18 protein-coding genes and 1 pseudogene are annotated in these 21,584 nt (G+C 38.7%); 7 read left to right on the forward strand and 12 right to left on the reverse strand.

The genetic code is table 11. The features are described from left to right. Positions 1–547, forward strand: a 547-nt coding sequence (locus KIT27_08560; GenBank protein ID MCW5589697.1) for a hypothetical protein, incomplete at its 5' end; no start/stop codon positions are given. Positions 548–784: 237 nt separating this feature from the next. On the opposite strand, the gene coaE is transcribed toward KIT27_08560, so the two are convergent. The 10 genes and pseudogenes from coaE to KIT27_08610 form a co-directional block, all read right to left on the reverse strand. After that, entirely contained in the window at positions 785–1,381 is a 597-nt protein-coding gene (gene coaE / locus KIT27_08565; protein MCW5589698.1) for a dephospho-CoA kinase, read from the reverse strand. Further along, complete coding sequence (locus tag KIT27_08570) at positions 1,381–2,280, reverse strand: prepilin peptidase (GenBank protein ID MCW5589699.1); 900 nt, start codon at positions 2,278–2,280, stop codon at positions 1,381–1,383. The genes coaE and KIT27_08570 overlap by 1 nt, the downstream gene beginning before the upstream one ends. 23 nt (positions 2,281–2,303) lie before the next feature. Next, positions 2,304–3,530, reverse strand: a complete 1,227-nt coding sequence (locus KIT27_08575; protein MCW5589700.1) for a type II secretion system F family protein — start codon at positions 3,528–3,530, stop codon at positions 2,304–2,306. Positions 3,531–3,533: 3 nt separating this feature from the next. Further along, the gene (pilB, locus tag KIT27_08580) at positions 3,534–5,252 is read right to left on the reverse strand and encodes a type IV-A pilus assembly ATPase PilB (protein MCW5589701.1); all 1,719 of its coding nucleotides are present in this window, start codon (positions 5,250–5,252) and stop codon (positions 3,534–3,536) included. A gap of 474 nt (positions 5,253–5,726) precedes the next feature. Further along, a pseudogene (locus KIT27_08585) lies at positions 5,727–5,846 on the reverse strand (prepilin-type N-terminal cleavage/methylation domain-containing protein). 123 nt (positions 5,847–5,969) lie between these two features. Continuing rightward, positions 5,970–6,386 (reverse strand): prepilin-type N-terminal cleavage/methylation domain-containing protein, encoded by a 417-nt coding sequence (locus KIT27_08590; GenBank protein ID MCW5589702.1) that lies wholly within the window; start codon positions 6,384–6,386, stop codon positions 5,970–5,972. A gap of 228 nt (positions 6,387–6,614) precedes the next feature. Beyond that, on the reverse strand, positions 6,615–6,911 hold the full coding sequence (locus KIT27_08595) for an integration host factor subunit beta (protein MCW5589703.1): 297 nt from the start codon (positions 6,909–6,911) through the stop codon (positions 6,615–6,617). 52 nt (positions 6,912–6,963) lie between these two features. Next, positions 6,964–7,926: a hypothetical protein gene (locus KIT27_08600; GenBank protein MCW5589704.1), complete on the reverse strand. Its 963-nt coding sequence runs from the start codon at positions 7,924–7,926 to the stop codon at positions 6,964–6,966. Beyond that, complete coding sequence (locus KIT27_08605) at positions 7,910–8,575, reverse strand: hypothetical protein (protein ID MCW5589705.1); 666 nt, start codon at positions 8,573–8,575, stop codon at positions 7,910–7,912. Before KIT27_08605 ends, KIT27_08600 begins: the two co-directional genes overlap by 17 nt. Next, positions 8,575–12,810, reverse strand: coding sequence for an AMP-binding protein (locus tag KIT27_08610; GenBank protein ID MCW5589706.1), 4,236 nt, complete (start codon positions 12,808–12,810; stop codon positions 8,575–8,577). The genes KIT27_08605 and KIT27_08610 overlap by 1 nt, the downstream gene beginning before the upstream one ends. Positions 12,811–13,172: 362 nt before the next feature. Here KIT27_08610 and KIT27_08615 point away from each other — a divergent pair, with 362 nt between their 5' ends. Continuing rightward, on the forward strand, positions 13,173–13,736 hold the full coding sequence (locus tag KIT27_08615; protein MCW5589707.1) for a TetR/AcrR family transcriptional regulator: 564 nt from the start codon (positions 13,173–13,175) through the stop codon (positions 13,734–13,736). Here KIT27_08615 and KIT27_08620 read toward each other — a convergent pair. Both KIT27_08620 and KIT27_08625 read right to left on the reverse strand, forming a co-directional pair. After that, complete coding sequence (locus KIT27_08620) at positions 13,733–16,051, reverse strand: non-ribosomal peptide synthetase (GenBank protein ID MCW5589708.1); 2,319 nt, start codon at positions 16,049–16,051, stop codon at positions 13,733–13,735. The two genes, KIT27_08615 and KIT27_08620, sit on opposite strands and share 4 nt — an antisense overlap. After that, positions 16,048–17,040, reverse strand: a complete 993-nt coding sequence (locus KIT27_08625; protein ID MCW5589709.1) for a diiron oxygenase — start codon at positions 17,038–17,040, stop codon at positions 16,048–16,050. Before KIT27_08625 ends, KIT27_08620 begins: the two co-directional genes overlap by 4 nt. Positions 17,041–17,210: 170 nt before the next feature. On the opposite strand from KIT27_08625, the gene KIT27_08630 reads away from it, so the two are divergent. From KIT27_08630 to KIT27_08650, 5 genes are read left to right on the forward strand one after another with little or no spacing between them, the layout of a single operon-like run. Continuing rightward, positions 17,211–18,857, forward strand: coding sequence for a response regulator (locus tag KIT27_08630; GenBank protein MCW5589710.1), 1,647 nt, complete (start codon positions 17,211–17,213; stop codon positions 18,855–18,857). A 9-nt stretch (positions 18,858–18,866) separates the two neighbouring features. Next, a complete protein-coding gene (locus KIT27_08635; protein MCW5589711.1) occupies positions 18,867–19,181 on the forward strand; it encodes an integration host factor subunit alpha in 315 nt (104 codons plus the stop codon). Beyond that, positions 19,181–20,086 carry a response regulator gene (locus KIT27_08640; protein ID MCW5589712.1) on the forward strand — a complete coding sequence of 302 codons (906 nt, stop codon included), beginning with the start codon at positions 19,181–19,183 and terminating at the stop codon, positions 20,084–20,086. The genes KIT27_08635 and KIT27_08640 overlap by 1 nt, the downstream gene beginning before the upstream one ends. Before the next feature lie 5 nt (positions 20,087–20,091). Next, complete coding sequence (locus tag KIT27_08645) at positions 20,092–20,685, forward strand: rhomboid family intramembrane serine protease (GenBank protein ID MCW5589713.1); 594 nt, start codon at positions 20,092–20,094, stop codon at positions 20,683–20,685. Between the two features lie 45 nt (positions 20,686–20,730). After that, positions 20,731–21,378, forward strand: coding sequence for a M15 family metallopeptidase (locus tag KIT27_08650; GenBank protein ID MCW5589714.1), 648 nt, complete (start codon positions 20,731–20,733; stop codon positions 21,376–21,378). Positions 21,379–21,584: the final 206 nt, after the last annotated feature.

Here is a 21,584-nt window from a genome sequence, read left to right on the forward strand (position 1 = left end):
GATGGTTTCACATGGAGGTGGCTCGAAAAATATATTACATATCGTAGCTAATAAAAATAACCTCTTAACTTTAAATTTGTCTCCAAACAATATTGTAGATATATTTATGCAAAATAAAACATCTGCGGCGAGAGAATATGTTGAAAAATTATGTGGGGGTGCAGTAACTACACTCGGCAGAAATCAAGCAATGGCTAGTCTTATTGGATCGGTTTTTGGAGCAGATAATTCTGATCTAGATATTGACGATAATTCTGACTTAGATATCGACGAGGATTCCTCTGTTTCAAATCCGCCTCCTCGAAAAAGAAATAAAACAGCAGCTGGTGTTAATCCTGTCAATTTTTCTACCTCACAACCAGTTTTAATGGGATCTAATCGAAATTCATTTTATCATAATCAACGTGGAGGTAATTCATCAGCAGGTTCTAGCTCTCAAGGCCAGAATAATGATACAAACTCAAATAATACAGGTAATCGACCAACAGATTCTAGTTCTCAAAGCTCGAATAATAATCGTAAAAGTATGAAACGTTTTCGACAATAAAGATGCCAAGGAGTGTATGTTGAAACACATACCTCCACAGTTTCAGCTCGTTAACAAAGCCTAAAATTGCTAAAGATTGGGTAGCCATAGAACGTTTTGGAAAATCACACCGAAAGTACTTGGAGCAATTTTTCATACTTAAACAAAGAGATACCTTCGCATGATACCTTTCAAGACAGGAGTTTCGCACTTGTGCGAAACTCCCGCAAGATTAATTTAGCTGCGATTGCTCTGAATCTATCGGCTTAAGATTAATAATTGTTGATGCAGCTTTTCGACTTGTTGAATTAAATGATGTATATCTTGGTTGTTATCAATAATACTATCGGCTTCTTGTAAACGATAAATTTTTGCAGGTTGGCTTTGGATAATTTTTTGGATGTGCTCAGGAGTGCATTGATCGCGGAGGCTGGCGCGTTTTATTTGTAAGGTTTCGTCGCTTTCAACAGTGATTAAATAATTTAAGGCACGGCGTAATGGTGAATTTGTTAATAAGGGAATTAAAATCAAACAATAAGGACTTTTCACGCTAGTGGTTTTTAATAAGGTGGTTTCTCCAATTAAGGGATGTAATAAATTTTCTAGCCACACGCGTTTTTCATCATCATTAAAAATAATATCGCGTAATTTGCTACGATTAAGATGTTGATTGGGTTGAATAATCTCAGGTCCAAAATAATCGGTAATTTTTTTTAAGGCGGGACTATTGGGGGCGACCACTTCACGGGCGATATGATCGGTGTCGATTACCTCAATGCCACGTTCTGCAAATAAACCGGCGACAGTGGATTTGCCACTGCCAATACCGCCACTTAAGCCCACTAAATATGTCATTAGAATTGATACAGTTGTAAATAAAATTGTGTGATCGCTGGTCCCCATAATAATGCAACCCAACCCGCTAGCGCAAGATAGGGACCAAAAGGAATCGGTTGGTGAGCTTTATTAATTCGTAATGCAATTAAACTAAGACCAATTACTGCGCCAAGGAATGCTGAGCATAAAATAATAAAGGGGAGTAATTGCCAGCCGAGCCATGCACCTAACATCGCCAGTAATTTAAAATCGCCATGACCCATGCCAATTTTTCCGGTGATTAATTTAAATAGCCAAGTGACCAACCATAACGAAACATAGCCTAAGATTGCACCTAATACGGCGCTGGTGATATCGGTAAAAATCCCATAAATATTTAATAATAATCCCAACCACAACATGACTAAGGTAATATTATCGGGCAATAATTGATGTTCTGCATCAATAAAGACTAAACAAATTAACGTCCACGTAAAAAAAATAGCAAAAATACAGGCCAGCGTAGCGCCGAATTGCCAAGCAACAATTAAAGAAATAATCACAGTTAATAACTCAACCAGAGGATAGCGCAAGGCAATAGGCTGTTTACAACACGCCGATTTTCCTCTTAAAAATAAAAAACTCACAATAGGAATATTATCAATTAATCGAATAGCTTTGTGGCAATGGGGACAATGCGACGCAGGTACAATTAAATTATACGGTTGAAGAGTATCATTGAGTGGTTCAGTGCGCGGCTGTTGATTTAATTCGTCGAGAAATTCTTCACATTGTTTTAACCAATCGCGTTTTAACATAAGCGGTAATCGATGAATGACTACATTTAAAAAACTGCCGACAAGAAGACTGAATATTCCCACCGTTAGCAAGAAAATGAAGGGATGGCTTTGTAAAATTTCAATGAACTCTAATCCCATGTTTGTAATCCTTTCTGAAGCAATTAAACCACGCTGCCTAATTGGAAAATAGGCAAATACATGGCAACGACCATGCCGCCAATGATGACTGCTAAAATAACCATAACTAACGGTTCAATCAAGGTGCTTAAATTATCCACGGCCACATCCACCAATTCTTCATAATATTCGGCAACTTTGGTTAACATGGTTTCTAAAGCACCCGATTCCTCACCAATGGCGACCATTTGAATCACCATATTGGGAAATAGTTGTGAATCTCGCATGGCTTGTTGCAATTGCGTACCCGAGGTGACTTTATCACGAATTTGAATAATAGCATCGCGAAAAATTCGATTTCCGGCAGCACCTGCTACGGCTTCTAAGGCATCGACTAATGGCATGCCGGCTGCAAACGTAGTGGAAAGAGTGCGCGCATAGCGTGCAATAATTGCTTTATTAAATAAATCACCAAAAATAGGAGCGCGGAGCATATATTTATCGATAGCGTAAGCAAATTTTTCCGAACGTTTCATGGCCGTCATAAACGCATAAACAGCAGCGCCCACGCCACCAAAAAAGATATACCAATACTCTTGCATCCATTCGGATAATACCACGACGTATTGCGTTAACGCCGGTAATTCGGCACCAAATCCCGCAAACACTTCTTTAAATTGTGGCACCACAAAAATTAATAACCCTGCACTGACTAATAACGAAATAACTAAAACAATGATCGGATACATTAACGCTTTTTTGATTTTCTTTTTTAAGCTTTCCGTTTTTTCTTTATAAAGGGCGAGTCGATTTAACATGCTTTCCAGCGCGCCAGATTGTTCACCCGCATAAACTAAGCTACAAAATAAATTATTAAAATGATCAGGATGTTTTTGAAAGGCTTCTGCAAGCGAACATCCTGCCTCAATATCATTTTTAATGCCAATGACTAATTTTTGCATGCTGGGATTTTCATGCCCACGTCCCACGATTTCAAACGATTGAGTGAGCGGAATACCTGCGCCAATCATGGTGGCTAATTGACGGGTAAATACCGTTAAATCTCGACTCGTAATTTTTTTTTCAGCGGGTGCAAATAAGCCGGTAGGTTTCTTTTTTACTTTACTCGCCAGGATACCTTGTTTGCGTAATTCTGCTTTAATTAACGCAATACTGGTGCCATTAATTTCGCCTTTGACTTTCGCGCCATTTTTATTGGTGCCTTCCCAAACGAATTCTACTATTTTTACAGCTGGTTTTTTCGCATTCATACATTAATCCTTCGTTACTCGGTTGGCTTCTGCTAAAGAAGTAATACCTTGCATCGTTTTAATTAATGCCGAACGACGTAAGGTTTGCAGGCCTTCTTCAACCGCTTTATCACGAATTTGAATGGAGTTTCCGCCATCCATAATAATTCTGCTGACACCCTCGGTGATTAACATCACCTCATAAATTCCTAATCGCCCTGAGTAACCATTGGTGCAGCGATCGCAGCCCACGGGCTTATATAATAATAAATTAGGATCATTGGCTTCTTCGGGTAAAAAATCTTCGCGCAGTAAAATTTCTGGTGGGGGTAATTCCATGGGTTGTTTGCAATGCTCGCATAATCGGCGTGCTAATCGTTGGGCAATAATTAAAGAAACTGAGGTGGCAATGTTGTAACCTGGTATTCCCATATTCGCTAAACGGGTGAGTGTTTCAGGTGCGCTATTGGTGTGTAAAGTGGATAACACTAAATGTCCGGTTTGCGAGGCTTTAATACAAATTTCTGCGGTTTCTAAATCACGGGTTTCCCCCACCATGATGACATCGGGATCTTGGCGTAAAAAGGCGCGAAGTGCGAGTGCAAAAGTAAATCCGGTTTTGGGATTGACTTGCACTTGGTTAATTCCTTCCAGCGGTAATTCAACGGGATCTTCTGCCGTGGAAATATTACGCTCCGTGGTATTTAAAATATTTAACGCCGTATAGAGCGACACGGTTTTACCACTTCCTGTGGGGCCAGTCACTAACACTAATCCTTGTGGGCGATGGATGGCATTCATGAACAGTTCGCGTTGAAAATCTTCATAGCCTAACTTATCAATGCCGACTTGTGATTGTGAAGCATCTAAAATCCGCAATACCACTTTCTCACCATACGTAACCGGGGTGGTATTCACCCGAAAATCCACGGAACGTCGCCGTGATAATTTCATTTTGATGTGACCATCTTGGGGAATTCTGCGTTCAGAAATATCGAGTTTTGCCATCACTTTTAAGCGAGCGGTAATGCGAGATGCTAAATTAATCGGAGGATTGGCAATTTCATATAAAATACCATCAATGCGAAATCTAACGCGATAATTTTTTTCATAAGGTTCAAAATGAATGTCGGATGCGCCTTTATTAATGGCATCGAGTAATACTTTATTGACAAAACGTACAATGGGCGCGTCATTGGCATCGGTAGCATTAACTTCTTGTTCGCTTTCATTCTCTTCTTCAATATTTAAATCGTCGAGCGACTCATCGTCGAATCCTGAAAATGAAGTATCTTCTTGTTGAGTTAAAATTTCTTCAATTAATTTGGTTAATTTATCTTCTTCAACTAAAACACTATAAGTATTAATTCCAGTATGAAATTTAATTTCATCTAAAGCATTTAAATTAGTGGGATCGGATAAAGCGACGTATAAACGATTGCCGCGCTGAAAAAGCGGTAGAGCATGATGCTTGCGAATGAGTTTTTCTTCGACTAAGGTTTTTGGAATTGCCTCGTGATCAAAATGTTCTATATCAATTAATGGCACGCCAAAATCCGTCGCGGCGGCGTGAGCAATTTGAGTGGCGGCGAGAATTTTTTTACTGACTAGATAGGTGACAAAAGGGACGTGCGCTTGGCTGGCATCTTTGGCGGCTTCTTTGGCTTGATTTTCATCTAACAGACCATCCAGCACGAGCCTGCGTGCGAGTCCGCTATAAGAAACTTTGGATGGTGTCGACATCTATCCTTCTCGCTTATTAAAATTCCACTACGCCGCTGAAAAAAAGTTTTCCTCAACTATAACTATAGACAATTCGCGAGCGTTAGCAATTCGTGGTTTGCTGGATTTTTCAGAGTATTAAGCGTATTCCGAGAGGTGATTTTTGCCTAGAGAGTGCAATGTTATCCGTTATTGTTTAATTAAGCCGCGGGTTACTGCACCGCCCGTGGCATCCCAACGAATGCGATTGTTAGAAACGACAGTCGGGGTAAGAATTAAAGTATCGGTCGCCAGTAGACCATTTTGAGCAACTGGGGTTACTGTAATCACGCCATCAGTCACGGTGAGACTGCTTATGCCGCCTTCAGGCACAGTAATATTGTTGGGCATGCCATTACTGCCTCCGGTGCAACCGGTGAGTGTCGCCCGATCATGCAAACATTCGGCAACACTGGCTTTCCAGGGTGCTGAAGCCAGAATAATTTCTGAAAGTCTCGCCCGCATCAAATAATTTTGATAAGCCGGAATCGCAATCGCAGCGAGAATACCAACAATGGCTACGGTAATCATGAGTTCGATTAAAGTGAATCCGAGAGAAAATTGTTGATGAATCATGGCGGTGGCTCCGGTTAATCTGTGCTGCTTACTGCGCCATTCTATAGAATCCACTTCTGTTTGCGGCTTCAAGCTCCTCCGGTAAGTGGAGGAGCTTGCACATTAGAACATCAATGTTAAACCTTATTGTTTAACATAACCATTAGTGACTGATCCACCCGTTAATCCCCAGTTGACGCGGTTACCGGCAGTTACAACGGGAGTGGCAACTAAGGTATCAGTGGCTAATATGCCATTTTGCGCAACAGGTACTACGGTTATCACCCCATCCGCAACGGTTAATGAAGTGATTCCACCTTCAGCTGCGGTAATATTAGCAGGAATACCATTGGTACCACCGCTGCAACCGGTTAAGGTGCCAAGATCTTGCACGCATTCGGCAACGGCGACTTTATACGGAGCCATTGAGAGCGTAATTTCCGAAAAACGGGCGCGGATCATGTAGTTTTGATAAGCAGGAATGGCGATAGCGGCGAGAATGCCCACGATGGCCACGGTAATCATGAGTTCGATCAGTGTAAAACCAGATTGCTTCGTCATAGTCAATGTCTCCTATTGGGTTACCTCGTCTGACGAAGTTAATGTTGCAGGATACATGCCAATATTGATAGAAGCATAAATGGTTATAATGATTTTTTGCTAACTATTTGTTTAAAAAAGCAATAGCGGGTGTATTTTATATGCACTAAAAGACACCATAAACTGTGGTAAGTGCAAAAAGTGACGTAAAATGGTTAGCAGTTGACGAAAAAGGTCAGTTTTTACAATTTACGCATCGCTACGTTGCAAATGATTGACACGCTCTTTGAGTTCTTTTCCTGGTTTGAAATGAACAGCGTATACCGAAGGTGTGCGCCAGGATTCGCCAGTCACTGGATTGCGGGCATGACGAGGTCCCCATTGCCGCAAGGAAAATATCCCAAAACCGCGAATTTCCACTCGTTGTTTATCGTTCAAGGAGCTGATAATTTTTTCTAAGATACTGTTAATTAACTGATCACTTTTCTGTTCTGATAATTCTGGGCAACGTTGACTGATGACTTGAACTAATTCTCGCTTATTCATAGCTATCCACACTCTCTACAGGCCACTAATATTGTCGGTGTAATATAACGAATTAAGCTTGGTTTGTAAAAATTTTTTGGTGGTAAACGGTGGGCACAATAAATTGCACAAAAGCATAAAACTCAGCAAAGATAGGACTATTTTCCAACTGCTTAGCAAGATATTCTGCGCCTGTGGTACCGCCAGTGCCGTGTTGTTGACCCATCATCCGCAGAACTAATTTAAGATGTTCGCAACGCCACGCTTGAAAAAGCGCATCCACTTCCAAGCAATCTTGCAGAATTAAGTAGGGTAGATGACATGTCGGTTGATGTTGATGACTGGTAATATAAATTCCACTGACAAAGGCATCCCAGGATAATTGTTTGTGTGCTTGTTCATAACAAGTTTTATCAAATAATAATTGCCAGGGAATATTCGCTGCGCGCGAGTGAGATGAAGTAATTACGGTATCGATGACTTTGGCATAATTATTTAAAAATTCGTCTTGGGAAAAATGTTGCAACGAAAAATCATTCAGCCATTGTTCAATACCCTCATATAAACTCAAAGAGCATTTAGCCTGATTTAATTGTGCCAGTTGTTGTGCTGTAAAATTTTGCGGATTAATGGTGATATTTTTACGGCCTAAACTAATTTCGAGTAATTTAAACTGCACGCTTTGCATTCCCGAGGCGGGTGTTAATAACTGACGAAAATCGATAAAGTCAATCACATCCATGGTATTAATGACAGAAAACTGTTGTAACAACAGTTTTTGGATAATCATAATTCGTTGTAAACGTTGATGGATACTTAAAAGATCCTGCTGATCGATGGCTTGAAAAAAATGAGTTAATAAATAATTAAGTTCATGCAAAATTTGTTTAAACCATAATTCATAGGTTTGATGGGTAATCATAAACAGCATCTCATCGTGGATGTTAGCGCCCATTGTGCTGCTCGCTAGTGTTTGCGAATTGAGAATATTATCTAAATTTAGATAATCATGATAATTTCTAATTTTTTGTTCCATACTGATCTTCCTTATTGCAGCTCTCTTGATCCTTCAAGAGGTGAGCTTGAATATGTCTTGCCCAAATATGATAAAGTTTGGCATTGGGATGGAGATAATCACGGGTTATTACCTCATGAGCGTAGAGCGAGGAGTAACTTTGTAAATCAATGAAAGTAATTCGTGGATTTAATAAGCACAGTTCTTGAATAACCGTATTGTAACGGGCGAGTGTGGCTTGTGCTTGTTGCAAGGTGTTATCTTTAAGCCAAGGATAATGTTGTTGTCGATCTTGAATTAACGGAGATTGACGGGCTGCCGAAGTGAGTGTCCAATCGGGTATCGTTAATACCAAGAGCGTTGAATTTTGCTTAATACTATTCACCAAATGATCGAGTATTTTTTCTAGATTTTGAAAAAATAACTCAAGCTTAATACCTTGAAAATGATCGTTAACGCCAACTTGTAAACTGATTAGATCGTAATCGTGAAGATAAATAAGGTCGGTTATATTGCTTAATAAATCAAATGTGGTCCATCCTGTTTTGGCAACTATTTTTACTGGCTGACTCTGTTTAAGTAAACGCGCTAATTGCCAAGGCCAAGCTTCATTTACCGCAACTCCTTCACCACAAGTATAAGAATCGCCTAATGCTAAGAATTTCATCATTAGCATGCTCCTAAATTTTTAGTGTGATAGCGCTTGGTTAACCATTGTTTGATCTCGTGCGCTAATATTTCTACATCGGGTTTTGTTAAAATGGAGAAGTGATCACCCTCAATCAAACAGGTATCCAGAGGATTAATTTTATTTTCCCAACCTAAGCTTAAATCTGTGTTAGTGGTGAGGGTTTGGTAGTCTTGCAAAGTCGATTGAGTTAATAATAATAATCCGTGAGAAAAAGTAGTCTTTTGCAAAGGTGATGCAAGCAGTGCCAATAATGACGTGGTAAATGATTGTAATCTTTTTTTAATTTCCACCGTGGAACAGAACGGTAAAAAATGATCACGTAAACGTTCGACTTGTTGAAAAATGGGTTGTGTTAAGAGAGTTTCAACAAAATTTTCATCGGGTGGTAAAGTGATTTCCGTTAATGTGCTTAATACTTGGTAAAGTTTATTAATTCGTGGCGTCGGAGAATAGTGGAGGAGTAAATTTGGATTGAGTGCGTCGATTAAAACGAGATACGTTTCTACTCCTAAGCGCGTTAATTTCTCAGCTACTTTTAGCGCTAGACTTCCTGCCAGCGACCAGCCTATCACACACAGACGTTGCGGTGAATAATCGCGAGTCATTGCTTGCACAATGTTGTTGACGATAGTCTCAAGGGTGAGAGAAAAATCCGTATTTTTTCTTGTGATAAGTGAACACTCCTCAACGGCATAAGTCGAACAGGGATAATGTAAGATGAGTTCATCCAACAGTGCCTGATAATAATGAGTTTGCTGGCTAGCACTAATTAAACAAATGGGCATCGCTTGAGAGTTTTTTAATCCTGCATCTGACTTTTTTTTATAAAATTTATTGTGCTGGTTTATGGCATGTTCACTAGAGTGATATAATTTATCTTGTTGCTGATGAATGACCCCTGCTAAATCGCTAATCGTGGCATGGTGTTTGATTTCTTGCAAATTCATCGACAGATGAAATTGTTGATTAATTTTATTCAGTAATTGCACCGCCTGCAAAGAACGCCCACCTACATCAAAAAAATCATCATTTTTTGAAAAATTACCATGATGTAAAATTACTTCCCAAATAGCATGAATTTTTTTCTCAAGAGAATTCATGTTCAATGCTGGATTTTCTTGGTATTCTGGCGTGGGATAGCGGGCTAATTCATGAGTGTTAATTTTACCATTTTTAGTGATGGGAAATTTATCAACTTGAATAATATGGCTGGGGATCCATTGTCGCGGCATGCCGGATTGCTTAAGAAATTTTTTTATCTCTAACATATTAATTTTTTCAGGCGATTTCCCTGTCATGTAAGCAAAAATTGCTTGATTTTTTCCCTCACCAAAAGCCGTGACGAAAACTTGCTGCGCTTTGGGGTACTGTTGCAAGGTTTCTTCAATTTGTTTTAAATCAAGTTTTACGCCATGTAATTTTATTTGCTGATCAATTCTACCTAATACCAGTAATTCACCTGTTGCCAAGAAACAACCCTTATCACCCGTACGATAGACTTTTTCATGAAAACCATTAATCTCAATGGTGGTAAATCGCTGATGATTATCATGGAGATAACCGCGCGCAATGGGACCACCAATATAAATTTCCCCAATTCCACCCAGTGGCGTCAAGTGTTTCATTGAATTTAAAATATAAAAATGAGTATTCGGACCTGGAAAACCCGCCGTGCATTGAGTCTGTTCGGGATTAATTTTGGCAATTGAACCAATCGTGGTTTCGGTGGCACCATAGGCATTATATAATTGCGCCTGCGCTAGCCAAGCTTTATCAAACTGACAACTTTCACCGGTTAAAATAATTTTTTTCAAACTTTTAAAATCAACTGGATTTAATGTCGCTAATAACGAAGGCGTCAGCGTTATAGTAGTGATGTGATGTTGTTGAAATAATGTTTTTAAATTAACCGGATTAATTCGCTGTGATTCGTCATTCAGATACAAAGTCCCACCATGGGCTAATGCCATTAACATATCCCAGAGAAAAGCATCAAAGGTAAACGGGGCTACTAAAAATATTTTTTCATCTGGAGTAGGATTTAAAGTATGCGTTTGTAAAAAAATCCAATGACATAATCCTTGATGTTCAATTAATACTCCTTTAGGCTGGCCAGTAGTTCCAGAAGTAAAAGGGATCATGGCTAAATCGTTGGCAACGAGCGGGAGGTTCGGATTAGTTTTACGGCATTGGGCTATGCGCTGAATAAAATCAGGGCTATCAATATTAATCACGAGAGAGTATTTATTGGGAATTAATGCTTGGGTTTCATGATTAACTAAAATAATAGCGCAGCGTGCCATATCTATTTTACGACAGCATTGTTGCTGATCTTCTGGCGTAATATCTAATGGCACAAAGGCCAAGCCTGCTTTTAAGCTGGCGATTATACTAATAATTAATTCGGCTGATCGTGGCAAGCAAATACCAATAATGCTGGATTTTGGCAAACTATAGTCTAACAATAAATGCGCCCATTGATTGGATATGGTATTTAATTCTTGATAAGTCAGCTGGGTTTGTTGAAATACTAATGCAATGTTATCTGGATATTGTCGAGTTGTACGTTCTATAAATTGTGAAGTATTGAGTGAATTTTTGTAAGGTAAATAGGTATCGTTAATTTGAGCGAATAAGCGTTTTTCATCTTTGGTGATGAAGTTAATATCATGAATAGAGGCTAATTTATCGAGCTTGCATAAATTATCCAATGCCAGTGAAAAATGCTGAGCAAAACGTTGGATTGCTGCTTGATTGAATAAATCTGGATTATATTCAAGCTGACAGGTCAACTCTTCAGGTTTTTGTATAATATTAATGGCTAAATCAAATTTTGCATTTTCTTCAGGAATCGTCAGCTCGTGGATGGTTAAGTCTTTAAATTCAATCGCTGCCGTCGATGGTTGCAGAACTAACAACATAGTAATAAGTTTAGAAGCTTGGGCTGGAAATAATTCGATAATTTTCGTGAAGGGTACTTGGCAATGATCGAATGCCTGCAAACAATTGCGTTTGACTAGTTCTAAAAATTCTTCAATAGTGGGAGTTTTTTGCCAAGCGACCCGAATGGGTAGAGTTTCAATTAAACAGCCGATCATGGATTCAAATTCAGGCCGATGCCGAGTGGAGCACGCCGTGCCAATTATAATATCTTGTTGTTCGCAATACTGGTGAAGTGTCAGAATTAATGCGGCATGTAACAGCATATATAAACTTAGGCGATAGCGTTGACACGTGGTGAGTAAATAAGGGAGACGATGTATCGTCGTAACATAAGATTCTCCGCGCTGATTAGGTAAGGTTTTTGCTAAAGGCCAAGATAATGGCTCAAAATCGGCTAAATAATGTTTCCAAAACTGTAAATCGTGTTGATAGGTTGCTGTGCTAAAATATTGCTGTTGGTATTGAATAAATTCAGCATATTGAATGGCCGGAGTCAGTTCCGCCCGATCATCATAGAGTAAACTTAATTCGCGTAAAAATAGCTGAATAGACCATCCATCAAAAATACTGTGATGAAATACCACGACTAACCAATGGCGTTGCGCAGCTAGTTTCAGTAATGCTCCACGCCATAAAGGAAAATCCTGATATTGAAATTTTTTTCGGCGCATTTTTTTAATGAAATTTTCAGCACAGTGCTGCGGATTTTCTGTATTGCTTAAATCAATTAAGGTATAAGAAAAATATTCAGGAATGATCACCATGTTCATAGTCTGTTGAGAAAAGGGTGAATTAATATCTCTGCGCGTTGGCTCTTGATTAGATACTTCAAAATGCGCATGTAAACTATCATGACGCTGAATCAGCGCTGTAAATGCGCGATTAAATTTTTTTTCGTCGAGTGCACCACATAATTCTATTTGAATGGCCACTTGATATAAACAACGTTGCACATCCTCTTGTTCACACAGCCACAAACGTTGTTGAATACTGCTGCTTGCATAATGCGTGGCGTTTAACTGTTGTGCAAGTTTGGTCAAGGTGAAGGGCATGGCAAGCCATGCCGCGAGATTTTGATTAGGCCACTCGTCGCGCAAGCGCATAATGATTAACGGTAGCGTTTTGGAATTGAGGCTAATCAGTTCATCGACTGAAAGTTGAGTACGCTGTAATTGCTGACTGAATATTTTCCACAATTTAAATTCTATGGCATTGGCTGGATGGCGCACGCTGGGCTGACATTCGAGAGTGCGTTGGTGTTTTTTTAACATAATGAACTCCGAGAAATCCCTGACTCAGATCCGAATTAAATAAAATCAACGTACAAATAAATAATTTTGTAGATAGTATAAGTTTAGTCTAATTGACATAAATTACCATCACAGGCAGATGAATTTGCTGGGCTAAAAAATGGCTAGATAAAAAATTTAGGATCTTGATTATAATCAAAGTGAACAAAGATAAAAAAATAGAAAATATAACTAAATAATATTGTAAATACTTATAAATATAATTTTCTCTGGATCCCGAGAAAGGTGTAATTCAATTAAAATAACTTCAATATGCGCTCGCAATGTTGCAGGATTTAGGTATAAAATATTCAGCAGATAGGTTCCACAGATAAGGTGACAAAATGGCAAAAAAACGCACGAGTCAAGAAGAATTAACCACGAAAGCTGCCGAATTATTTTCTGTGCGTGGCTATCAAAATACTTCAATTGCCGATATTGCTGGATTTTGTGGCATTCGTAAATCCAGTGTCTATCATTATTTTTCCAGTAAAGTGGAATTAGCAAAAACGACGGTAACTATTGAAACGCAGGCGCTCAAATTGTTAATTCAAACGGCCATGCAAATGGAATCTCCTTATTCGGCATTAAAAAATCTCACACAACATCTACAAAATATTTTATTTAATCAAACGCAAAATGGTGTTGTATTTAAATTAGCGATCGAATACACCAATCTCGATGGGGAATTAAAAGAATTAGTGCAAGCCTATTTTCAAGAATTACATCAAGCCTATAAAACTTTATTTAGCAAAATCCCTAGCGAAAATCCTAACCATGATGCCAGAGATTTAATCGATTTAGGCATGGGAAGCGCTCTCATGAATCCCATTTTAAAAGCTCATTCTGCTCAGCATCTGCTGGAAAAACTCGATCAACTCGTTGAAAAGGCTTCTGCACTCCACTAAGGTTTAATCGATCGCGCAGAGTTGTTGTGAATAAATTCACAAAAATCTTGAAAAATCGGATATTCAAAAACTGCGCGGATAGGGCAGTGAAGTTTAAGATCGCGCTGTAGTCTTGTCACGATTTGAACAGCTCGCAGTGAATGCCCCCCTAAATTAAAAAAATTATCGTTAGCTGTAATGGTGGGTCTATTTAAAATCTCTTGCCAGATGGCACCGATTTTATCTTCAAGGGTATGAGAACTGGTATTGCGAGTGAAATTAATGTGTTGTGTTGGAAGCGCTAGACGAGATGTGTCAATTTTTCCATTAACCGTTAACGGTAATTCATCGACGAAGATAATTTGCTGTGGGAGCATATAGCCTGCTAAACGTTGTTGTAAAAATTCAACAATAGCAGACAGCGATAGCTCAGTGGTATCCCCTACACAATAAGCAATAATTAAGGGTTCGGCATGTGTTTGCTGTAGCACCACATGGCATTGTTTAAGACGTGGATAGTTTAATAGACAGTGCTCAATTTCTTTTAATTCAATTCGAAAACCATGAAATTTAATTTGGCGATCATTTCTTCCCACAAATTCTAATTGTTGGTGCGCATTCCAGCGAACTAAATCACCGCTTTTAAAATAATGCAGTGTAGAAAATTGAGGTAATGTAATAAATTTTTCAGCCGTTAAATCGGGATTACCTAAATAACCTTCAGCAAGATGAGGGGCGCCAATATACAATTCACCGATTGCTCCTGGTGGTAATAACTGTTGATGGCTATCGAGTACTAAACATTGGCGATGAGTGATGGGTTTGCCTATTGGGATAATGCTTGGCAATGCCTCGTTTTTTCGTAGAGTGCAGGCAGTAGTTGCAACAATCGCTTCGGCAGGACCATAAAAATTAGTGAATTGAAAATGATTGGACGTATGTTGAAATAATGTGTTGACTAAATGAAGGGGAACCGTATCACCGCCTAAGGCTAAGTGATCTAACGATGCAAAAGCCGTTGGTAATTCCGCGATAATTTTTGCAAATAACGCTGGTGTTAAAATTAATTTATTAATGTGTTGTGATTGCAGCGTGCTGGCGAATTGATAGGGGTTTAACAAGCTTTCGGAGTTGAGTAAAAAAACCTGCGCGCCATGTGCTAAGGCCGACCACAACTCTATCACTGCACCGTCAAATGCCAAATTTAAAGCTTGTCCGACGGTATCATGAGAAGAAATATTAAAAGGTTGATTCGGTAAGATTAAATCCGCCAGTGCGGCGTGCGAAACCGGAATAAGCTTAGGTTCTCCTGTAGTACCGGAAGTAAAAATGGCGTAGCATAAACTTTGTTTTTTGGGTTGTAATAACAGCTTATCCGTTCCATCTAAGCAATTATCATCGGTCACCAATAATTCACAGCCAAGTTTTTTTAAGTCATCAGCAAATGCGGGTTGAGTTAATAATAGGGGGGCTTCAAGAAAATTTAAATAGTGTTGAATACGCTGTGGTGGCGAATTCAGGGCAATTGGAACATAAGCAAAGCCAGCTTTTAAAATGGCTAATATCATGATTATCGCTTCAACATTTTTATCGCTATAAAATGGAATAAAACAGGTGGTATCAGGCACTTTAGCTTGAATAATTTTGGCTAATTGTAGGGCATAATCATTTAATTCGGCATAAGTTAACGAGGTTTCTTCATCGCTTACGGCAAGCTGATGGGGGAAATTTTTCACATTTTTCTGGAATAAATCTAAAACAGTATGAGCAGGTGATTTTTTCGCTGGAATATTTGTGCCTAAAGCTAACAATCTCTGCCTATTTTTCGGCGAGATAAGTGGTAAATTGAAAAACGGCTGCGGCGTATGATGTTGAATTTCCCGATATAAAGTATAAAAACTTGAAATAAACTGTTGAATAATTTTAACAGGATATACTTGATGCGGATAATAGAGATGAATTTTTTTGATGATTGCATTCTCGCTGGTAATCACTAATTGTAAGCCCTCATAGTCGGGCACATTATCCATGTCACTAATCAGGCTTATTCTTGCTAAATACGAGGAGTGAGCTAGGGGGGGGGAATTAGTTTTATTTTCTGCGATAAAAATATTAACTTGATGTTCAAGGTTTTTTTTGTAATCGTTATAGTGCGTATTATGACGGACATCCACTTCAAGTGCTGTCGATAAATCCTCTTTCGTCATTAATACGCAGCCATCAATACGATCATGCCAGCGTAAACACAGCGCCATAAAGGTGCTAGTTATTTCAGCGATACTTAAGCGAGTTAAATAGGGTAACTTAAGTTTGGAATAAGATTTCGTTATTCTCATGATGGCACTAATCCTTGTGTGTGAAAATGGCTATAAACAGCTTGATGATTTAATATATTAGAATTTTCTAAAATTCTAATAATATTTTTTACCAAGGGATGATAATGACGAATCCGTAACGAATCATCATCGAGATAAATATCATTCATAATCAGTTTAATTTCATCTTTGGAAAAATCACAAGCATTTAAAATTTGTTCATCGAATGATTTTTGGATATCGGACTGCAAATAATGAATAATAAAATGAGGTAATACCGATCCCACGCTTAATTGATCTTGGCTTGTTAATTGCTCCCACAGCCACGTTAAAATATAGGAAAAAATATTAGCATGCCGACCTTCGTCACTTAAATGTTCGGCATTTAGCGTATTAAAATGAGGATTAACATGTTCATGATCTTGTTTAATTTCTACTAATGATTTGGTAATAGTATTTTCCGCAATACAGACCGCCATAATTTCTAAAGCATCTTGTAGTTTAGGATCTAGCAACGCTTGGCTTAATTGCAAACTTTGTGCGAATTGTAATTGTTGAGGGAGATTGAGCGGTGGAATATGGGTAAGATTTTCCATTTGCAGCATAAAATCTAAAGCCACATACGCATGATAAGTTTCATCCAGCACAATGGTTAAGGCATCAATTTTCAATGCTTGAGGAAATGAATAGTGATAATGATTATAAGCAATTTTATGCGCTACTTTATTCACGCATTCCATTTCAATCAGGGTAATATCATGCATAAATTTATACGCCGATTGCTGCAAAATATATTCGATGATAGAAGGTTTGCGTTGTTGCACTAAAGGATGAATGCAAAGTGGCTGGCGTTCGAGGGGAAAAAAATAGGGTTTTTCGGGATTTAATTGCAGGACATGATAAGGGCGGTTACGCACCGTGGCATTTTTTTCCCAAATACCTTGTTTGCTGCGATAAGCATTTGAAAATTCAAGGCTTGATCCTGCCACCTTGGCATGATTATCGTCCATGATGCTTCTCCCTTGCTAAGATAATAGCAATATAACAGCCTAATTTTGTATATTTATTATGAAGTATAGTTGTTATCGCTTGCTTTACCAGGCGGTTAAATTGCCTTATGCTCGGTTTGTTGCTAATATCCCGTTTTTATGTATTCTATAATCTAGTTAAGGGCGATAGCGTGGTGAATGAGCCAGAAAACTCCATCAATATCGATAGTGTCGAAGCAGAATTACAAGATTGGAAATCCATTCTTGATGCAGAAATTCGCGCGCAACGCATATTAGAATTTTTTCCCAAATTAGTTGAACGCAGTGATGATATTTTTTGGGTGCGTACCCCCGATTTATTACAACAAATCTATGTCAGTCCGGCATTTGAAAAAATATTTCAAGAAAAATGTGCCGATCTCTACCAAAATCCAGCCATCCTTGCCGAAAAAATTTTACCAGAAGATGCTGAAAAAATGTTTAATCAGCAGGTCGAAAAATTTATTCCTCAACATTTTCAGCGCAATGAACGATTTACCAATGATTATCGCATTTGTTTAAAGGACGGAGAAATTCGTTGGTTACGGGATTATAGTTTTCCGATTCAAAATGACGCGGGTAAATGCTTGGCAATTGCCGGAATTTGTCGTGATGTCACTGAAGAAAAATTACGCGAACACGAATTACAAGAGGCAAGAATGCGAGCCGAGGCTGCCAATATTGCTAAGGCAGAATTTTTAGCGACCATGAGTCATGAACTTCGCACACCTTTAAATATTATTTTAGGTATGGCAGATTTATTAAGCAACGATGAAATTACCCCAGAACAACAATTGCGTGCCAAGCATATTTATCGCGCCGGTAAAAATTTATTAACACTTATTAACGATGTCTTAGATTTTTCACGCCTCGAAGCCGGACGAATTCAATTTGAAAATTCGCAGTTCGATGTCTCGGGATTAATCGAAGATTTAATTGAAAGTTTTCAGGAGGCTAAAACCTCTGAACATCTTGAATTATCAGCTGAGCTTGATCCAGGCTTGCCAAAATTGGTCTATGGAGATGAAAATCGCGTCCGCCAAATTATTATTAACCTTCTCAGTAATGCCTTAAAATTTACTGAGCAAGGTTTTGTAAAAATTCGTGCGCGAGCAGAAAATTGCAATGAAAACAGCGTGACCGTGGTGTTTGAAGTGATAGACAGTGGGATCGGCATTCCTGAAATATCTCAGGACACTATTTTTGAGCGGTTTCATAAGCTCGATCAAAAACTGCAAAAACGCTATAATGGCGCGGGTTTAGGATTAGCAATTACCAAACAATTAGTGGAAAAAATGCAAGGAACGATTAGCGTCACGAGTCAAGTACACGTAGGTTCTACTTTTTCGGTACGCCTACCATTTGCACTTAATCCAATTCGTCAACGTTTTGGCCAGCCAGAAAATTTAATGGCGAAAATTCCCTTAAATTTACGAATTTTATTGGTTGAGGATGATGTCTTAAACCAGGAAATTATGTTGAGTTTGCTAAAGCCTTGCCAAGCAAAAATTGATTTTGCGCTCACAGGAGAATTAGCTTTAGAAATGCTAAAAAATCCTTATGATTTAATTTTACTCGATATTGATTTACCGGGAATAAGTGGGCTTGAAGTCTGCAAACGCTTCCGTAACTTGCAAGTAGCGCACCGAGAAATACCAGTTATTGCGGTCACGGCACATATTTTACCTGATGATCGTGAGCTTTATCGGGAGGCCGGAATTAATGAAATCGTCGCTAAGCCGATTATTAAAGAAAATTTATTCATGACTATTTTACATTGTGTCACAAATATTAATTGAGGTAGAGAAATGACAATCACCAAAGCAGATATTGCTAAATATTTATCAGAGCAAATGAACATTCCGCAAATTGAAGCAAAAGAATATATTGAGATTTTTCTCGATGAAATCAAATCGGTGCTAGAGCAGGGCGATAGCGTGAAATTACCAGGATTTGGTACCTTCGAGGTTCGTCATAAAAAATCGCGTATCGGTGGCAATTTGCGCGCGGGTGAAACTACCATCGTGAAAGCACGGAGTATTGTTTCATTTAAAGCCGGAAAAAATTTAAAAGCAAAACCCGTTTCTGAGGACGTGGATCACTCTGAAGTTACTTCTGCTTAATGAATCCGCATTCTAAGATATTAATTGTCGATGATGACGCGCTTATGCGTGAGTTACTCTGCGACTATTTGCAAAATGCCGGCTACTCGGCATTAACTGCCGCTTGCATTGAAGAAGGTTGGCAAATTATTCTCAACCAGCCGCAGCAAATTTCCACCCTTCTACTCGATCGCATGTTACCGGATGGCGATGGCTTATCCTTATTAAAACGTGTGCGCGAAATTCCTACTCTGGCAGGATTACCGATTATCACCATTTCAGCGGTGGGGGAAGCGGAACGCATTCGCGAAGGATTACAAGCCGGCACCTATTACTACCTAACCAAACCCGTCAATTCAGAAGTGCTCATCACGCTCATTCAAACGGCGCAACAAGATTGGCAAGATTATCAAAGCTTGCATCATGAAATTGCTAATCGTGCGGGTAGCATGCTTTTACTCGATAAAGCGCAATATCGTTTTAAAACCTTAGCAGAATCGCGGATGTTAGCGGTGAGTTTATCCAGTGCTTGCCCCCATCCTAATGATGTTGTTATCGGCTTATCGGATTTATTATTAAATGCCATTGAGCATGGTAATTTAGGCATTACCTATCGCGAAAAAACCAAATTATTAAAAGCCAATACCTGGCAACAAGAAATTGAACATCGACTTCAACTGCCCGAAAATCAAGATAAATGGGTCACGGTTATTTTTCAACGCGATGAAAAAGTCATTACTATCACTATTATTGATCAAGGTGTGGGGTTTGATTGGGAACCTTATTTAGACATGACCACCTCGCGCGCGGCGCACAGTCATGGTCGTGGAATTGCATTGGCAAATCAATTAAGTTTTGATGAATTAATTTATTTAGAACCTGGAAATTCGGTTATTGGGAAAATTTTTCTTACAGAAGATGAATAATTATTATGTTAACAGACGTATTTCAACAAGCCAACCAATTAGTTACCGACATCCAAATTCATTTACCGATCACTTTAAATTTACTGGCATTAATGTGGGGTATGCATCTTATTAATTTCGCCTTGGGTTATCGACTGACAATTTTAGGAATTTATCCGCGTCATATTGTGGGTTTAATCGGAATTATTTTTGCACCTTTTCTACACGCTAATTTTAATCATATCTTTTTTAATTCGATTCCCTTATTTGTGTTAGCAAACCTAGTTCTCTTGAGTGGAGTAACATCATTTATCGTCGTAAGTCTGATCATTATTTTTTGCAGTGGATTTATGGTCTGGCTTGTCGGTAGAAAAGCGTTGCATGTCGGCGCCAGTGCTTTAGTGATGGGTTATTGGGGATATTTATTAATGAACGCTATTCATCAAAGTACCATAGTGACTATTTTATTAGGTTTTGTCAGTATTTTTTATTTCGGTAGTTTATTAGCGTATTTATTGCCCGCGGGTAAAGGTGAATCCTGGGAAGGTCATGTGGCGGGATTTGTGGCAGGCATCATTGCCGTTTATTTAACGCCGTGGGCAATGCAATATTATTTATGATAATCTTAGTAATTCCATCTCTTTCACTTTTTTCTAGGTGTTATCATGTTCAGGAATGCGGATAATTTTGCAGGTTTTTTAGCGGCTGCCATGCTTTTTTTTACGCTCAACACCTTGGCTGCAACTTTTGTAGCAATGCCAATCCCGCCCCAGATTAAACAACAAATGATTGGCAGTACCTGGCACCCAGGTTGTCCATTAAATATTAATCAATTAAGCTTATTACGCTTGAGTTATTGGGGATTTGATAAGCAGTCGCATGAGGGCACATTAATTATTAATCACCATTTAGCCCCACAAGTTCTCGCTATATTTCGCGAGTTATATCTGCAACATTTTCCCATTGAGAGTATGCAATTAATTGAAGACTACCAAGGAAAAGAGCGTCTACAATTAGAAAAAATCAATACCACGGGATTTAATTGTCGAAAAATGGTGAGTAACGGTAAACAATATTCTTTACACAGTTATGGTATCGCGATTGATTTAAATCCCTGGCAAAATCCCTATGTTGCAAAAAATTCCGTGATCCCTCAAGGGTCTGATGCTTATCGCGATCGTCAATCATTACGGCCAGGGATGATTAATAAAAATAGTTTAGTATATGCAATTTTTTCGCGACACGGTTGGCAATGGGGCGGGGATTGGAAAAACGTTAAAGATTACATGCATTTTGAACGCAGAAATTTTTAAGTGCTATTCTTCGCGCTTTAATGTTGCCTTTTTTATCTAGCGCAAGCTACGAAAGCTTGTCTTCATGCTACATTATTTCGATTCTTTACCTCGGTATATCACTTATCATCGAATTGTTTTGCGCTTAGATTTTTTTAGAGGAAAAATCATGATATTTTTATTCTCGTCTGCACAGGATTTTAAATTTTTATAGATCGATTTTATCG

The organism is Legionellales bacterium, from assembly GCA_026125385.1.
In the GTDB taxonomy this organism is placed as follows: domain Bacteria; phylum Pseudomonadota; class Gammaproteobacteria; order JAHCLG01; family JAHCLG01; genus JAHCLG01.

Coding starts and splice junctions, on each gene's coding strand:
- coaE (MCW5589698.1), bottom strand. CDS start 1,381: ATGACATATTTAGTGGGCTTAAGTGGCGGTATTGGCAGTGGCAAATCC.
- KIT27_08570 (MCW5589699.1), bottom strand. CDS start 2,280: ATGGGATTAGAGTTCATTGAAATTTTACAAAGCCATCCCTTCATTTTC.
- KIT27_08575 (MCW5589700.1), bottom strand. CDS start 3,530: ATGAATGCGAAAAAACCAGCTGTAAAAATAGTAGAATTCGTTTGGGAA.
- pilB (MCW5589701.1), bottom strand. CDS start 5,252: ATGTCGACACCATCCAAAGTTTCTTATAGCGGACTCGCACGCAGGCTC.
- KIT27_08590 (MCW5589702.1), bottom strand. CDS start 6,386: ATGACGAAGCAATCTGGTTTTACACTGATCGAACTCATGATTACCGTG.
- KIT27_08595 (MCW5589703.1), bottom strand. CDS start 6,911: ATGAATAAGCGAGAATTAGTTCAAGTCATCAGTCAACGTTGCCCAGAA.
- KIT27_08600 (MCW5589704.1), bottom strand. CDS start 7,926: ATGGAACAAAAAATTAGAAATTATCATGATTATCTAAATTTAGATAAT.
- KIT27_08605 (MCW5589705.1), bottom strand. CDS start 8,575: ATGATGAAATTCTTAGCATTAGGCGATTCTTATACTTGTGGTGAAGGA.
- KIT27_08610 (MCW5589706.1), bottom strand. CDS start 12,810: ATGTTAAAAAAACACCAACGCACTCTCGAATGTCAGCCCAGCGTGCGC.
- KIT27_08615 (MCW5589707.1), top strand. CDS start 13,173: ATGGCAAAAAAACGCACGAGTCAAGAAGAATTAACCACGAAAGCTGCC.
- KIT27_08620 (MCW5589708.1), bottom strand. CDS start 16,051: ATGAGAATAACGAAATCTTATTCCAAACTTAAGTTACCCTATTTAACT.
- KIT27_08625 (MCW5589709.1), bottom strand. CDS start 17,040: ATGGACGATAATCATGCCAAGGTGGCAGGATCAAGCCTTGAATTTTCA.
- KIT27_08635 (MCW5589711.1), top strand. CDS start 18,867: ATGACAATCACCAAAGCAGATATTGCTAAATATTTATCAGAGCAAATG.
- KIT27_08640 (MCW5589712.1), top strand. CDS start 19,181: ATGAATCCGCATTCTAAGATATTAATTGTCGATGATGACGCGCTTATG.
- KIT27_08645 (MCW5589713.1), top strand. CDS start 20,092: ATGTTAACAGACGTATTTCAACAAGCCAACCAATTAGTTACCGACATC.
- KIT27_08650 (MCW5589714.1), top strand. CDS start 20,731: ATGTTCAGGAATGCGGATAATTTTGCAGGTTTTTTAGCGGCTGCCATG.